This is a genomic window from Streptomyces netropsis (assembly GCF_014203545.1).
Classification (GTDB): domain Bacteria; phylum Actinomycetota; class Actinomycetes; order Streptomycetales; family Streptomycetaceae; genus Streptomyces; species Streptomyces netropsis.
The window spans coordinates 749562-764686 of the sequence record NZ_JACHJG010000001.1; the positions used below are offsets into that span (position 1 = coordinate 749562).

14 protein-coding genes are annotated in these 15125 nt (G+C 69.2%); 10 read left to right on the top strand and 4 right to left on the bottom strand.

Going from position 1 to position 15125, the window contains the following annotated elements; genetic code table 11:
- Positions 1 to 196 precede the first annotated feature (196 nt).
- The gene (locus FHS38_RS03405) at positions 197 to 553 is read left to right on the top strand and encodes a HesB/IscA family protein (protein ID WP_130877393.1); all 357 of its coding nucleotides are present in this window, start codon (positions 197 to 199) and stop codon (positions 551 to 553) included.
- A 94-nt stretch (positions 554 to 647) separates the two neighbouring features.
- Here the strand turns inward: FHS38_RS03405 and FHS38_RS03410 are convergent, their stop codons facing one another.
- Together FHS38_RS03410 and FHS38_RS03415 are read right to left on the bottom strand one after the other, a co-directional pair.
- A complete protein-coding gene (locus FHS38_RS03410; protein ID WP_184730445.1) occupies positions 648 to 2213 on the bottom strand; it encodes a hypothetical protein in 1566 nt (521 codons plus the stop codon).
- 122 nt (positions 2214 to 2335) lie between these two features.
- On the bottom strand, positions 2336 to 2551 hold the full coding sequence (locus tag FHS38_RS03415; RefSeq protein WP_184730447.1) for a hypothetical protein: 216 nt from the start codon (positions 2549 to 2551) through the stop codon (positions 2336 to 2338).
- A 171-nt stretch (positions 2552 to 2722) separates the two neighbouring features.
- On the opposite strand from FHS38_RS03415, the gene FHS38_RS03420 reads away from it, so the two are divergent.
- Entirely contained in the window at positions 2723 to 3697 is a 975-nt protein-coding gene (locus FHS38_RS03420) for a carbohydrate kinase family protein (RefSeq protein ID WP_184730449.1), read from the top strand.
- Positions 3698 to 3870: 173 nt separating this feature from the next.
- Here the strand turns inward: FHS38_RS03420 and FHS38_RS03425 are convergent, their stop codons facing one another.
- Positions 3871 to 5253 carry a cysteine desulfurase/sulfurtransferase TusA family protein gene (locus FHS38_RS03425; protein WP_184730451.1) on the bottom strand — a complete coding sequence of 461 codons (1383 nt, stop codon included), beginning with the start codon at positions 5251 to 5253 and terminating at the stop codon, positions 3871 to 3873.
- Between the two features lie 370 nt (positions 5254 to 5623).
- On the opposite strand from FHS38_RS03425, the gene ctaC reads away from it, so the two are divergent.
- From ctaC to FHS38_RS03445, 4 genes are all read left to right on the top strand, one after another.
- On the top strand, positions 5624 to 6595 hold the full coding sequence (ctaC, locus tag FHS38_RS03430) for an aa3-type cytochrome oxidase subunit II (RefSeq protein WP_184730453.1): 972 nt from the start codon (positions 5624 to 5626) through the stop codon (positions 6593 to 6595).
- Positions 6592 to 8322, top strand: a complete 1731-nt coding sequence (ctaD, locus tag FHS38_RS03435; protein WP_184730455.1) for an aa3-type cytochrome oxidase subunit I — start codon at positions 6592 to 6594, stop codon at positions 8320 to 8322. The genes ctaC and ctaD overlap by 4 nt, the downstream gene beginning before the upstream one ends.
- Complete coding sequence (locus FHS38_RS03440) at positions 8319 to 8717, top strand: cytochrome c oxidase subunit 4 (protein WP_184730457.1); 399 nt, start codon at positions 8319 to 8321, stop codon at positions 8715 to 8717. The genes ctaD and FHS38_RS03440 overlap by 4 nt, the downstream gene beginning before the upstream one ends.
- 123 nt (positions 8718 to 8840) lie before the next feature.
- A complete protein-coding gene (locus FHS38_RS03445; protein WP_184730459.1) occupies positions 8841 to 10094 on the top strand; it encodes a L,D-transpeptidase in 1254 nt (417 codons plus the stop codon).
- 55 nt (positions 10095 to 10149) lie between these two features.
- On the opposite strand, the gene FHS38_RS03450 is transcribed toward FHS38_RS03445, so the two are convergent.
- A complete protein-coding gene (locus tag FHS38_RS03450) occupies positions 10150 to 10551 on the bottom strand; it encodes a hypothetical protein (RefSeq protein WP_184730461.1) in 402 nt (133 codons plus the stop codon).
- Positions 10552 to 10882: 331 nt separating this feature from the next.
- Here FHS38_RS03450 and ctaE point away from each other — a divergent pair, with 331 nt between their 5' ends.
- From ctaE to qcrB, 4 genes are all read left to right on the top strand, one after another.
- Complete coding sequence (gene ctaE, locus FHS38_RS03455) at positions 10883 to 11503, top strand: aa3-type cytochrome oxidase subunit III (protein ID WP_184730463.1); 621 nt, start codon at positions 10883 to 10885, stop codon at positions 11501 to 11503.
- 63 nt (positions 11504 to 11566) lie between these two features.
- Complete coding sequence (gene qcrC, locus FHS38_RS03460) at positions 11567 to 12376, top strand: cytochrome bc1 complex diheme cytochrome c subunit (protein WP_184730465.1); 810 nt, start codon at positions 11567 to 11569, stop codon at positions 12374 to 12376.
- Positions 12373 to 13428 carry a cytochrome bc1 complex Rieske iron-sulfur subunit gene (gene qcrA, locus FHS38_RS03465; RefSeq protein ID WP_184730467.1) on the top strand — a complete coding sequence of 352 codons (1056 nt, stop codon included), beginning with the start codon at positions 12373 to 12375 and terminating at the stop codon, positions 13426 to 13428. The genes qcrC and qcrA overlap by 4 nt, the downstream gene beginning before the upstream one ends.
- Positions 13425 to 15053: a cytochrome bc1 complex cytochrome b subunit gene (qcrB, locus tag FHS38_RS03470; protein ID WP_184730470.1), complete on the top strand. Its 1629-nt coding sequence runs from the start codon at positions 13425 to 13427 to the stop codon at positions 15051 to 15053. Before qcrA ends, qcrB begins: the two co-directional genes overlap by 4 nt.
- Positions 15054 to 15125: the final 72 nt, after the last annotated feature.

Below are 15125 nucleotides of genomic sequence, written 5' to 3' on the forward strand. Positions count from 1 at the left end.
AAGTTGACGCTATCTATCATAACTGCTTCACGTCAGTTTGACGATGACGATCGCGTCTATGTGACGCATTCCCGATCCGGCGGGCTGTGTGCGAGCATGAAAGGCGGAAGTCACAGTCCAGGCCCGGAATGAATCCGCGGCCTCGCCGGTTGCAGCCGACGGCAAGCAGTCCGCACCAAACCCGGGAGTGAAGCAGATGTCCGTTCAGGACGAGAAGACCACTGTGAGCGACGGCATCCTCCTGTCCGACGCCGCCGCCGCCAAGGTCAAGGGCCTGCTCGAGCAGGAAGGCCGCGAGGACCTCGCGCTGCGCGTCGCCGTTCAGCCCGGTGGTTGCTCCGGCCTGCGCTACCAGCTCTTCTTCGACGAGCGCTCGCTCGACGGCGACGTGGTCAAGGACTTCGACGGCGTCAAGGTCGTCACCGACCGGATGAGCGCCCCGTACCTGGGCGGCGCCTCCATCGACTTCGTCGACACCATCGAGAAGCAGGGCTTCACCATCGACAACCCGAACGCCACGGGCTCCTGCGCCTGCGGCGACTCGTTCAGCTAGTCCGGCCCGGGCCGGGACACCCGGCCCCCGTCGTACGCACGAAGGCGGCGCCCCCACCTCGGGGGCGCCGCCTTCGTACGTACGGGCGCTGCGGCTACTTCGCCTGCTTCTCCGCCACGCGCTCGCCGCTCTTGGCGTCCACGACCTTCCGGTCCTCCAGCGGCTCGTCCAGCGTCACCGTCTGCTCGAACGTCTTCGCCATCATCACGCAGACCTTGCCGGGCTCCTTCTCCGTGCCCGTGATCTTCACCTTCACCTCGTCCGAGGACTCCTCGGCGGAGGCGGAGAAGTCACTGCACACCCCGCCCCAGAAGCGCAGGGTGAGCTTGTCGCCGTCCACGGTGTAGGACTCCACCGGCAGCGGCCCGGACTTCGGCGGGACCGACGACGGCTTACCGGTGGGCGCCGTCGGCGCCGGCGCCGGCTTGGCGATGAACTTCGGGTCCACCGCCGGCTGGGCGATCGTGATCGTGCCCTTCTTGTCCGCCTTGTCGGCGCCGGGCTGCTGGACCTGGAAGAGCCACGACGGCACCAGCGCCTGCCGCCCGCCCACCGAGTGCGCGGCCAGCGCGAACGACGCGCCGCGCACCAGCGCGGGCTCCCGCTGCTTCGTCTTGCCCAGGCTCTTCTCCAGGCACGGCGGGGTCGGCTCCACGGCGGTGCCCCCGTCCGTACCGTGCGGGACCGCCGACGCGCAGCCGCCGATGACGACCCGGCCGGTGCCACCGCCCTTGTTCAGCTCCTTGAGCGCCTCCGCGGCCGTGATCAGCGGATACGTGGCGCCCTTCGTCGGGCTCTGGAGCGTCCCGCTGCCGCCCACCAGCTGCGCGTCGGCGCCGACCTTCAGGCTGGTCTGCCAGCCGTAGGTGGTCACACCGCCGAGCACCGGCTCCGCCGCGACGGTCCGTACGGCCCCGAAGAGCCCGCTCGCGTCGATCTTGGCGTCGTCCTGGCCGAGCGCCTTGAGCACGGGGGAGGCGGCCTGCTTGGCCTTCTCCTCCGACACGGGCCCCTCACCGCCGTCCGACGGTGAGGAGGAGCCGTCCCGGAAGGACGGGCACGGCTTCGACGACGTCGTCCCCGAGGGGTCGGCGCCGGACAGCTCCATGGTCTTCTCCGGCCCGTCACCCGACGGCGGCACACAGGGCTTGCCGCCCGGGATGCCGTACCGCGAGAACGACCAGTTGCCCGGCCCCGTCCGCTGCACCTGAAGGGTCGGCCCGGCCGCGTCCGGCGTGCCGCCCACCTGCCACACGTCCTGGACGAGCCGGGGCGTGCCCGCCACCTTCAGCACCTTCGCCAGGGCCGCCACCTCGCTCCGGTCGACCTCGCGCCCCGGCAGATAGACGGGCGCGGTCCGCGGCCCGTCGGGCAGCTTCCCCTCGGCCCGGTACCGGGTGCCGTTCGGGTCCGGCTCGCCGACCGCGATGCCCCGGGAGGGGCCGCTGCCGCCGCCCGACCGCCCGTAGCCGTCCAGGGCCAGCGGCGCCGGGGCGCCGGTCCCGCCGGGCGGACTCGCGTCCTTGCCGTCGGCCGCGGTGGTGGCCCAGTACGCGCCGCCGCCACCGGCCAGCAGCACCGCCGCCGCCACCGATACGACCGCCAACGGCGAATGCTTCCGCCGGCGCTTGCTGTCGGGGGTGCCGCCTTCGGTGCTCACCACATCGCTCCTTCGCTCCGCTCAATGTGTGTACTGCTCCATCCCCCGTGAGGGGGACGCCGCTTGGACGGAACGCAGGAGCGAGCGGTTCCACGAAGCCCTCCGGGGAGCTCCGGGGGCCGTCAGTCGCCGTAGTCCGACATGGCGTCGATCAGCCGCGCGGAGGCCACGGGGACCGAGACGCCGTGGATGCTCGACGGCGGTACGGGCGCGGGCGCGGGGGCCGGGGCGGTGCTGGTCCAGTGCGGTGCCATCGCCGCGCAGCAGCCGCGCAGCTCGTCCAGCGACTCGGGATCGTTCGCGGAAGTGAGAGTGACGTCCTTCACAGGGTTCGGCATACCCGCACCGTAGGCACCATGCGGCACGCGGAGAAAGGCCTACTATTTGGTAATTTTGGCCGTTCAGTGGCTTGAAACGAGCACGGCGACGGTATCCGGACCCGGTAGCGTGGTGTGGCTCTTCTTGTTTTTCTCGTTATGTCACCTCGCCCCGCAGGGAGCAGACCAGCCGTGCGTATCGCAGTCACCGGCTCCATCGCCACCGACCACCTGATGACATTCCCCGGCCGCTTCGCCGATCAGCTCGTGGCGGACCAGCTGCACACCGTCTCGCTGTCCTTCCTCGTCGACGAGCTCGACGTCCGCCGGGGCGGCGTCGGCCCCAACATCTGCTTCGGCATGGGCGTGCTCGGTCTGCGCCCGGTCCTGGTCGGCGCCGCCGGCCAGGACTTCGCCGAGTACCGCGCCTGGCTCGACCGGCACGGCGTCGACACCGCGTCGGTGCGGATCTCCGAGGTCCTGCACACGGCCCGCTTCGTCTGCACGACGGACACCGACCACAACCAGATCGCGTCGTTCTACACCGGCGCGATGAGCGAGGCCCGCCAGATCGAGCTGCACCCGGTCGCCGAGCGGGTCGGCGGCCTCGACCTCGTCCTGATCGGCGCGGACGACCCCGAGGCGATGCTGCGCCACACCGAGGAGTGCCGCACCCGCGCCATCCCCTTCGCGGCCGACCCCTCCCAGCAGCTCGCCCGCCTGGAGGGCGAGGACATCCGCCTGCTGATCGAGGGCGCCACGTACCTGTTCACCAACGAGTACGAGAAGGCCCTGATCGAGTCCAAGACGGGCTGGACGGACGCCGAGATCCTCGCCAAGGTCGGCACCCGGGTCACCACCCTCGGCGCGCGCGGCGTCCGCATCGAGCGCACCGGTGAGCCGGCCATCGAGGTCGGCTGCGCGCAGGAGGAGGCCAAGGTCGACCCCACGGGCGTCGGCGACGCCTTCCGCGCGGGCTTCCTCGCGGGCCTGACCTGGGAGCTCCCCCTCGAGCGCGCCGCGCAGCTGGGCTGCATGCTCGCGACCCTCGTCATCGAGACCCTCGGCACCCAGGAGTACGAGCTGCGCCGCGGCCACTTCATGGAGCGCTTCGCCAAGGCGTACGGCGAGGCCGCAGCCGCCGAGGTCAAGGCCCACCTGGCCTAACCGGGGCTCCGCCCCGGACCCCGGTCCTCAAGCGCCGGACGGGCTTTCAAGCCCGTCCGGCGCTTGAGGACGGAGCACAGCAGCCCGTCCGTCGCTCGAGGACGCGCCCGCAGGGCGCTCGCCGCCGCGGGCGGCAACGACGGCCCGCAGCCGAAGACCCGGCCGGCCACGCCCTAGACGCGACGCCGCACGACGTACGCCGCGCCCCGCTCCGCCGGGCGCTCGCCCACGTACTCCTGGCCCCGCATCCCGCACCACGCCGGGATGTCCAGCCGGGCCGCCTCGTCGTCGGACAGCACCGTCACCAGGCCGCCCACCGGCACGTCGCCGATGACCTTCGCCAGCTCGATCACCGGGATCGGGCACCGCTTGCCGAGCGCGTCCAGGACCAGCTCCGAGGCGCTCCCGGCCGAGGTCGTGGCCCCCGTCGGCGCACCCAACTGCTCCCGTACGGACGACACCGCCCGGGGGAGCACCTCCAGGAAGCGCTCGACGTCCTCCTCCGTCGTGCCCGTCGGCAGCGACACCCGGATGTTGCCCTCCGACAGCGCTCCCATCGCCCGCAGCACATGGCTCGGGGTCAGTGTGCTGGAGGTGCAGGAGGACCCGGAGGAGACCGAGAACCCGGCCCGGTCCAGGGCGTGCAGCAGGGTCTCACCGTCGACATACAGACACGAGAAGGTGACCAGATGCGGCAGTCGCCGCTCCGGGTCGCCGACGACCTCCACATCCGGTACGAGCTGGGGCACCCGCTCCCGGATCCGGTCCACCAGCCCCCGCAGCCGGGCCCCTTCGGCCGCCGCCTCCTGTCGTACGGCCCGCAGCGACGCGGCCGCCGCGACGATCGCGGGCAGGTTCGGGAAGCCGGGCGCCCGGCCCGACTCCCGCTCGTCCGCCGGGCCTTGGGCCGCGAACCGCACGCCCTTGCGCACGGCCAGCAGGCCCACGCCCGACGGTCCGCCCCACTTGTGCGCGCTCGCCGTCAGCAGGGACCAGCCGTCGGCGACCGGACCCCAGCCGAGCGACTGGGCGGCGTCCACGAGCAGCGGCACCCCCGCCGCCCGGCAGGCCTCGGCCACCTCGGCCACCGGCTGCTCCGTGCCCACCTCGTGGTTGGCCGACTGCAGCGCGGCCAGCGCGGTGTCCGGGCGCAGCGCCGCCGCGAACGCGCCGGCCTCGACCCGGCCGGTACGGTCCACCGGGACCTCGGTAACGGCCCCGCCCGCCGCCTGAAGCGCCGCGGCGCTCTGCAGGACGGCGGAGTGCTCGACGGCGGACACCGTCAGATGACGGCCGACGCGCCGACGGCCCGCGAGGGCGCCGGCGATCCCGTCGTGCAGGGCGCGGGTACCCGATGGGGTGAAGACGAGCTCGTCGGCCCGGCACCCCACCGCCTCCGCCGCGGCCTCGCGCGCGGCGTCCAGCAACAGCCGGGCCCGGCGGCCCTCCCGGTAGAGCCGCGCCGGGTCGGCCCAGCCCTCGTCGAGGGCCGCGAGCAGGGCCTGACGGGCGACGGGGTGCAGGGGAGCGGCGGACGCGGTGTCGAAGTAGGGCACGTGAGGAACGCTAACGCCCGGCGCGACCGGACGGGGCGCCGCCCGTCCGTGCCCTCGCGCGGCCGGGACGCCCGGCCCCCCGGAGGGCGGTGTCCGCGGGGACCGGGCCCGGTCGGCCCGCGAGCTCCCGTCGGCGACGCAGCCGCAGGTCGGGGCCGTCTGACGGTCCTCCAGATGGCCCACGGAGCCCTAGATTCCATCCCTTCGGGGTGCGACCCGGCGCGTTGGGCACCCTCCCCGCGCGACCCCAAATAGCGTCCAGTAGGGTTTGGTCCGCATAAACATCCAAACCCCTGCCCGCAGCGGGCCGGCGACCGACCCGAGACGGCCGCAGCCGGCCGCACGGGCGAGACTCTCGGGAAGGCGCTACGTGAGTCCCAACGGCTCCGACCGCTCGTCGCGGCGCCCGGTGCGGCGGAAGCTGCTGCAGGCGCTGGCCGCGGGCGCTGTCCTTGCGACCGCCACCGGTTGCACATCGAAGGACTTCCCCCGCCTCGGAATGCCCACTCCCGTCACGGAAGAGGCGCCGCGGATCCTCTCCCTGTGGCAGGGCTCCTGGGCCGCCGCCCTCGTGGTCGGCGTTCTGGTGTGGGGCCTGATCATCTGGAGCGTCATCTTCCACCGGCGCAGCCGAAGCAAGGTGGAGGTCCCCCCGCAGACCCGGTACAACATGCCCATCGAGGCGCTGTACACCGTGGTCCCGATCATCATCGTCTCGGTGCTCTTCTATTTCACCGCGCGCGATGAGAACAAGCTCCTGACCAACCCCGCGAAGCCGCAGCACGTCATCAACGTGGTCGGTTTCCAGTGGAGCTGGGCGTTCAACTACATGGAGAACGTCGACGGCAACGCCGCCACCCCGGCCAAGCCGCTCCGCGAGAACAAGGACCTGGACGCGATCCCCGACCGGTTCCTGAAGAAGGCACCGGCCGACGCCGAGGGCGTCTACGACGTCGGCGTCCCCGGCGACCGGAACCCGCAGACCGGCAACCCGGGCCCCACGCTGTGGCTGCCCAAGGGTGAGACGGTCCAGTTCATCCTGACCTCGCGGGACGTCGTCCACTCCTTCTGGGTGGTGCCGTTCCTGATGAAGCAGGACGTCCTCCCCGGGCACACCAACAGCTTCACGGTGACCCCGAACAAGGAGGGCACCTTCCTGGGCAAGTGCGCCGAGCTGTGCGGCCAGGACCACTCCCGCATGCTCTTCAACGTCAAGGTCGTCTCCCCGGAGCGCTACAAGGCGCACCTGGAGGAACTGGCGAAGAAGGGCCAGACCGGTTACCAGCCGGCGGGCATCGCGCAGACCCCTCACGCGAAGAACGCGGAGACCAAGAACCAGTGAGCATCCTCAACGAACCCCAGGGTGCCGCCGCCGCGACAGCCACGGCAGCACCGCCCGTACGCCAGAAGCAGCCCGGCAATCAGGTGATCAAGTGGCTCACCACCACTGACCACAAGACGATCGGCACGCTGTACCTGGTCACGTCGTTCGCGTTCTTCTGCATCGGCGGCGTGATGGCGCTCCTCATGCGCGCCGAACTCGCCCGTCCCGGCACGCAGATCATGTCGAACGAGCAGTTCAACCAGGCGTTCACGATGCACGGCACGATCATGCTGCTGATGTTCGCGACGCCGCTGTTCGCCGGATTCGCGAACTGGATCATGCCGCTGCAGATCGGCGCGCCCGATGTGGCGTTCCCGCGGCTGAACATGTTCGCGTACTGGCTGTACCTCTTCGGCTCGCTCATCGCGGTGGGCGGCTTCCTCACCCCGCAGGGTGCGGCCGACTTCGGCTGGTTCGGTTACTCCCCGCTGTCGGACGCCGTCCACTCGCCGGGTGTCGGCGCCGACATGTGGATCATGGGTCTGGCCTTCTCCGGCTTCGGCACGATCCTCGGTTCGGTCAACTTCATCACCACGATCATCTGCATGCGCGCGCCCGGCATGACGATGTTCCGCATGCCGATCTTCACCTGGAACGTCCTGCTGACCGGTGTCCTGGTCCTGCTGGCCTTCCCGGTGCTGGCGGCCGCGCTGTTCGCCCTGGAGGCGGACCGCAAGTTCGGAGCCCAGATCTTCAACGCGGCCAACGGCGGCGTCCTGCTCTGGCAGCACCTCTTCTGGTTCTTCGGACACCCCGAGGTGTACATCATCGCGCTGCCGTTCTTCGGCATCATTTCCGAGGTCATCCCGGTCTTCTCCCGTAAGCCGATGTTCGGCTACATCGGTCTGATCGCCGCGACGATCTCGATCGCCGGTCTGTCGGTGACGGTGTGGGCGCACCACATGTACGTCACCGGTGGTGTGCTGTTGCCCTTCTTCTCCTTCATGACCTTCCTGATCGCGGTCCCGACCGGTGTGAAGTTCTTCAACTGGATCGGCACCATGTGGAAGGGCTCGCTGTCCTTCGAGACCCCGATGCTGTGGGCCGTCGGCTTCCTGATCACCTTCACCTTCGGTGGTCTGACCGGCGTCATCCTGGCCTCGCCCCCGATGGACTTCCACGTCTCCGACTCGTACTTCGTGGTCGCGCACTTCCACTACGTCATCTTCGGCACCGTGGTGTTCGCGATGTTCTCCGGCTTCCACTTCTGGTGGCCGAAGTTCACGGGCAAGATGCTGGACGAGCGACTGGGCAAGATCACCTTCTGGACGCTGTTCGTGGGCTTCCACGGCACGTTCCTGGTGCAGCACTGGCTGGGTGCCGAGGGCATGCCGCGTCGCTACGCGGACTACCTCGCGGCCGACGGCTTCACCCTGCTGAACACCATCTCGACGATCAGCTCGTTCCTGCTCGGTCTGTCGATGCTGCCCTTCATGTACAACGTGTGGAAGACCGCGAAGTACGGCAAGAAGGTGGAGGTCGACGACCCGTGGGGTTACGGCCGTTCGCTGGAGTGGGCGACGTCCTGCCCGCCGCCGCGGCACAACTTCCTCACTCTGCCGCGGATCCGGTCCGAATCCCCGGCGTTCGACCTGCACCACCCGGAGATCGCGGCTCTCGAGCTCGAAGAGAACCTCTCCGCGGATGACAAGGCCCTCGCGGGTGGCAAGGAGGCCGGCAAGTGAAGATCCAAGGCCGGATGTTCATCTGGCTCGCCGTCTTCATCCTCGCCATGGCGGTCGTCTATGGCGTGTGGTCGAAGGAGCCGGTCGGCACCACGGCGCTGTTCCTGTCCTTCGGTCTGAGCATCATGATCGGCTACTACCTGGCGTTCACCGCGCGCCGGGTGGACACCGGTGCCCAGGACGACAAGGACGCGGACGTCGCGGACGACGCCGGCGAGCTGGGCTTCTTCGCCCCGCACAGCTGGCAGCCGCTGTCCCTGGCCATCGGTGGCGCGATCGCCTTCCTGGGCGTCATCTTCGGCTGGTGGCTGATGTACTTCGGAGCGCCGATCATCCTGATCGGTCTCTTCGGCTGGGTGTTCGAGTTCTACCGCGGCGCGGACCAGAACCAGTAGGTTCACCGCGACCGTCGGCGATCGGGCCCCGCACACCCTCCGGTGTGCGGGGCCCGACGTGTATGCACCCGTTCGGAGTCACCCCGCGAGCCCCGGCTCGCGTTCCTCCCTACGGTTGTGACCATGAGCCACTCACCTCGACGCCGCACGGTGCTCGCCTGCGCCCTGCTGGTGATTCCCGTGGCGCTGGGGGCCACCGCGTGCGGCGGCTCGTCCAACCCACTGGCCGCCAAGCCCTACGACGCCACCCGGAACGTGGCCCTCACCAGCACCCGGGAAGGCAAGCCCGCCGACCCGAGCAAACCCCTGGAAGTACGGGCCGAACACGGTGACAAGATCACCGACGTCACCGCGACGGACGCCGCCGGGCGGTACGTCAAGGGCGAGCTGGCGGCCGACGGTTCCAGCTGGCACAGCACCGGCGCGCTGGCCGCCGGCGCGCACTACACCGTGCGCGTCAGCGTGGAGGACGAGGACGGGGCCCAGGGGCGCCGGACGATCGGCTTCGACACCAGTGCGGCCGACCGGCTGCTGCGCGTCGCCTTCGGCCCGCAGAAGGGCACCTACGGCGTCGGACAGCCCATCACCGCGGAGCTCAGCGCCCCCGTCCAGGATCCCGCCGCGCGGGCCGTCGTCGAGCGCACCCTGCGCGTCGACTCCACCCCCGCCGTCGAGGGCGCCTGGCACTGGGTGGACAACAGGACGCTGCACTACCGTCCGCGCGAGTACTGGCCCGCCCACGCCACCGTCGACGTGCGCTCCAACCTGAACGGCATCAAGGTGGGCGGCGGCCTCTACGGCGGCCCCTCCACACCCTTGAGGATCACCACCGGCGACCGCATCGAGGCCGTCACGGACGCGAGCGCGCACTACATGACCGTGCTGCGCAACGGCCAGCAGATCCGGTCCATCCCGGTGACCACCGGCAAGCCCGGCTACGCCACCCGCAACGGGGTCAAGGTGATCCTCGGCCGGGAATCCTTCGTACGGATGCGCGGCACCAGCATCGGCATCGCTGAGGGCAGTTCGGACTCCTACGACCTGCCGGTCTACTGGGCCACCCGGGTCACCTGGAGCGGCGAGTACGTGCACGCCGCCCCCTGGTCCGTGGGCTCGCAGGGGGCGGACAACGTCAGCCACGGCTGCACGGGGATGAGCACCGACAACGCCAAGTGGTTCTTCGACACCGTCAAGGTCGGCGACATCGTGAAGGTCATCGGCAGCGCGGGGGCGACCATGACGCCGTTCGACAACGGCTTCGGCGACTGGAACATGCCCTGGGAGGCCTGGCGCCAGGGCAGCGCCCTGGTGGCCGGGACCGGGAAGCCGGACGGGAGCAGCCCCGCCGATGCGGCCCGCCTGCGACCGAGGGTGTAGGCGGCGACGGGCCGTGGCGGGCCCGCCGGGCCCGCCACGGCCGTCGGGAGTGCCGTCAGACCTCCACGGCCGGTCCGGTGCGCAGCAGCCCCGCCAGCGCGTCGGCGAACGCCACCGGGTCCACCGGGTGCGTCACCACCGCCTCCGCCCGGCTCCAGGTAGCCAGCCAGGCGTCCTGCGGGCGCCCGATGAGCAGCAGGACGGGCGGGCAGCGGAAGACCTCGTCCTTGAGCTGCCGGCAGACGCCCATGCCGCCGGCGGGGGCCGTCTCGCCGTCCAGCACGCACACGTCTACGTGGCGCTCCTCCAGGGTCGTGAGGACGGCGGGCAGGGTCGCGCATTCCACGTACGTAACCGGCGGCACATCGGCCGCGGGACGCCGTCCCGCGGCCAGCCGCACCTGCTCCCGGGTGCCCGCGTTGTCGCTGTAGACCAGCACCGTGGCAGTCGGCTGCATCGTTCCTCCAGGCTCGTGAACAAGATCGTGAACAGTCTTGAGAACAGGCTCGTGAACAGAAGTGCGGACAAGCGTGCGGGCGGATTCACGGGAACGGGCGCCGCCCAGCGGATGCTACTCCGCGAGCGCCGCGCCGGAGGAGGGGTCGGCATCGGGGAAGATCGGCCGGACACGCCGTCAGCACCGGTCGCGACGGGGGTCGTGAAGCCCTGCGGAACGCCTGCTTCCCCCCTTTGGGGGACGCTCGCAATGGGCCGTACGAGCAGGGCATACGCTCTTGACACACCGAACGGCACCCCCCGGAGTGAGCGCGAGATAAGCGACCGACATAATGTCGGTCGTGGCGACAGCAACAGCAGTAGATACCGGGCACGCGCACCCCTCGGTCAACCGACCGAACCTCACCAGCGTCGGAACCATCATCTGGCTGAGTTCCGAGCTGATGTTCTTCGCGGCCCTCTTCGCGATGTACTTCACCCTGCGATCGGTGATGGGCCCCGACCACTGGAAGGAAATGGCGGACAGCCTGAACCTTCCGTTCTCGGCGACCAACACCACGATCCTGGTGCTCTCCTCCCTCACCTGCCAGCTCGGTGTGTTCGCCGCCGAGCGTGGCGACGTGAAGAAGTTGCGCACGTGGTTCGTGATCACCTTCGTGATGGGTGCCATCTTCATCGGCGGCCAGGTCTTCGAGTACACCGAACTGGTCAAGAAGGACGGGCTCTCGCTCTCCTCCGACCCGTACGGCTCGGTCTTCTACCTGACGACCGGCTTCCACGGCCTGCATGTGACGGGCGGTCTCATCGCCTTCCTGCTGGTCCTGGGCAGGACGTACGCGGCCAAGAGGTTCACCCACCACCAGGCGACGGCGGCCATCGTCGTGTCCTACTACTGGCACTTCGTCGACGTGGTCTGGATCGGGCTCTTCGCCACGATCTACTTGATCAAGTAATCGGTCCCGCACCGGACCAACAGTCCAGCATCGACGCAGAAGATCCTGACACCGGGGTAATCCGTGAAAAAGCTCTCCGCACGACGACGCCATCCGCTGGCGGCGGTCGTCGTCCTACTCTTCGCGCTGGCGGTAACTGGGGGGCTGTACGCCGCGTTCGCGCCCGCGGACACGGCCAAGGCCGATGACACCGCCCAGTCCCTTGCCATCGAGGAGGGCAAGAAGCTCTACTCCGTGGGCTGCGCAAGCTGCCACGGCACCGGCGGTCAGGGCACCTCCGACGGCCCGAGCCTGGTCGGCGTGGGTGCCGCGGCCGTCGACTTCCAGGTCGCCACCGGCCGTATGCCGCTGCAGCAGCAGGGCGCCCAGGCGCCCAAGAAGAAGGCGATCTACTCGCAGGCCGAGATCGACCAGCTCGCCGCGTACATCGCCTCGCTCGGCGCCGGCCCCTCGGTGCCGTCCAAGAGCCAGTACAGCCCGGACGGCGCGGACATCGCCAAGGGTGGGGAGCTCTTCCGTACGAACTGCGCCCAGTGCCACAACTTCACCGGCAAGGGTGGCGCCCTCTCGAACGGCAAGTACGCCCCGCCGCTCGACGATGTCGACCCGAAGCACATCTACGAGGCCATGCAGACCGGCCCGCAGAACATGCCTTCCTTCCCCGACACCACGATGACGGAGAAGAACAAGAAGGACATCATCGCGTACCTCGACACGGTCAACAGCAGCAAGTCGGAGAGCCCGGGCGGCCTCGAACTGGGTGGGCTCGGCCCGGTCAGTGAGGGTCTGTTCGCGTGGGTCTTCGGTCTGGGTGCGATGATCGCCGTCGCCATCTGGGTCGCGGCCCACACCGCTAAGGCCAAGAAGTCATGAGTAGCCAAGACATTCCAGAAGAGAACCTGCCGAGCACGCAGGGCGACGCGCACGCCACCGCCGTAGCCGTCGCGGGCGACCCGTTCGCCGACCCCGGCCTGCCGCCGCACGAGCACCGCATCCAGGACATCGACGAGAGGGCCGCCAAGCGCTCCGAGCGCGTGGTCGCGTTCTTCTTCGTCCTGTCGATGCTGGCCACCGTCGGCTTCATCGCCTCGTACGTGACCCTGCCGGTCGACAAGATCGTCTACATCTTCCCGATCGGTCACATCAGCGCGCTGAACTTCGCGCTGGGCATGACCCTCGGTGTGGCGCTGTTCTGCATCGGCGCGGGCGCGGTCCACTGGGCCCGCACCCTGATGTCCGACGTCGAGCACGCCGACGACCGGCACCCCATCGCCGCCGAGCCCGAGGTCAAGGCCAAGGTCCTGGCCGACTTCAAGCAGGGCGCCGAGGAGTCGACGTTCGGCCGCCGCAAGCTGATCCGCAACACCATGTTCGGCGCGCTGGCCCTGGTGCCGCTCTCCGGTGTGGTGCTGCTGCGCGACCTCGGTCCGCTGCCGGGCACCAAGCTCCGCAAGACCGCCTGGGCCGCGGGCAAGATGCTGATCAACCAGAACACGAATCAGCCGCTGCGCCCCGAGGACATCCAGGTCGGGTCCCTCACCTTCGCCATGCCCGAGGGCATGAAGGAGGAGGACCACGACTTCCAGAAGGAGATCGCCAAGGCGGCCCTGATGATCGTCCGGCTCCAGCCGGAGAACATCAAGGACAAGAAGGAACTCGACTGGTCGGTCGACGGCATCGTCGCGTTCTCCAAGATCTGCACGCACGTCGGCTGCCCGATCAGCCTGTACGAGCAGCAGACGCACCACGTGCTCTGCCCGTGCCACCAGTCGACCTTCGACCTCGCCGACGGCGGACGAGTGATCTTCGGTCCGGCCGGTCACGCGCTTCCGCAGTTGCAGATCAAGGTCAATGACAAGGGCTACCTTGAGGCCATGGGCGACTTCGCCGAGCCCGTCGGTCCTGCCTACTGGGAGCGCGGATGAGTACTACAGCAGCTGACAACCAGCGCAAGGCGCCCGCCGGTGAGCGGATGGCCGACTGGGCGGACGGCCGACTGGGCATCTACGGCCTGGCCAAGGCCAACATGCGCAAGATCTTCCCGGACCACTGGTCCTTCATGCTGGGTGAGGTCGCGCTCTACAGCTTCATCATCATCATCCTCACGGGTGTGTATCTGACGCTGTTCTTCCACCCGAGCATGAACGAGGTCGTCTACCACGGCTCGTACGTCCCCATGCAGGGCATGCGGATGTCCGAGGCGTTCCAGTCGACGCTCAACATCAGCTTCGACGTCCGTGGCGGTCTGCTGATCCGGCAGATCCACCACTGGGGCGCGCTGATCTTCCTCGCGGCGATGTTCGTGCACATGATGCGCGTCTTCTTCACGGGTGCCTTCCGCAAGCCGCGTGAGGTCAACTGGCTGTTCGGCTTCCTGCTGTTCGTGCTGGGCATGTTCACCGGCTTCACCGGCTACTCCCTGCCGGACGACCTGCTCTCGGGCACCGGCGTCCGCTTCATGGAGGGCGCGATCCTGTCCGTGCCGATCGTCGGTACGTACATCTCGTTCTTCCTGTTCGGCGGCGAGTTCCCCGGCTCGGACTTCGTGCCGCGGTTCTTCTCCATCCACGTCCTGCTGCTGCCGGGCATCATGCTCGGTCTGCTGGTGGCGCACCTGATCCTGGTGTTCTTCCACAAGCACACCCAGTTCCCCGGCCCCGGCCGGACGAACAAGAACGTGGTCGGCATGCCGCTGCTGCCGGTCTACATGGCCAAGGCCGGAGGCTTCTTCTTCCTGGTCTTCGGTGTGATCGCGGCGGTCTCCGCCATCGCGACGATCAACCCGATCTGGGCGATCGGCCCGTACCGGCCGGACCAGGTGTCCACCGGCGCGCAGCCCGACTGGTACATGGGCTTCTCCGAGGGCCTGATCCGTGTCATGCCGGGCTGGGAGATCAACCTCTGGGGCCACACCCTGGTCCTGGGCGTGTTCGTCCCGCTGGTGATCTTCCCGCTGGTCCTCGCGGCCATCGCGGTCTACCCGTTCATCGAGTCCTGGGTGACCGGCGACAAGCGGGAGCACCACCTGCTGGACCGCCCGCGCAACGCCCCGACGCGCACCGCGTTCGGTGCCTCCTGGATCAGCGTGTACTTCGTGCTGCTGGTCGGTGGTGGAAACGACCTCTGGGCCACCCACTTCCACCTCTCGATCAACGCCATCACCTGGTTCGTCCGGGTCGGCTTCTTCGTGGTGCCGGTGCTGACCTTCATCGCCACGCGACGGATCTGCATGGGTCTCCAGCGCCGCGACCGGGACAAGGTGCTGCACGGACGCGAGTCCGGCATCATCAAGCGCCTGCCGCACGGCGAGTTCGTCGAGATCCACGAGCCGCTGTCGCAGGAGGCCCTGCACACCCTCACCGCGCACGAGCAGCCCAAGCCGCTCGAGCTCGGCCCCGAGGTCGACGAGAACGGTGTGAAGCGCAAGCTGAGCGCCACGCAGAAGCTCCGGGTGAAGCTCTCGAAGGGCTTCTACGGCGAGGGGACGCACATCCCCAAGGCCACCGCGGAGGAGTACGAGGAGATCACCAGCGGCCACGGCCACCACTGATCCCCGTCTGACCGATCACTGATCGCCACGGCAAGAGCCCCGTCCATGCGCTGGACGGGGCTCTTCGCCGTC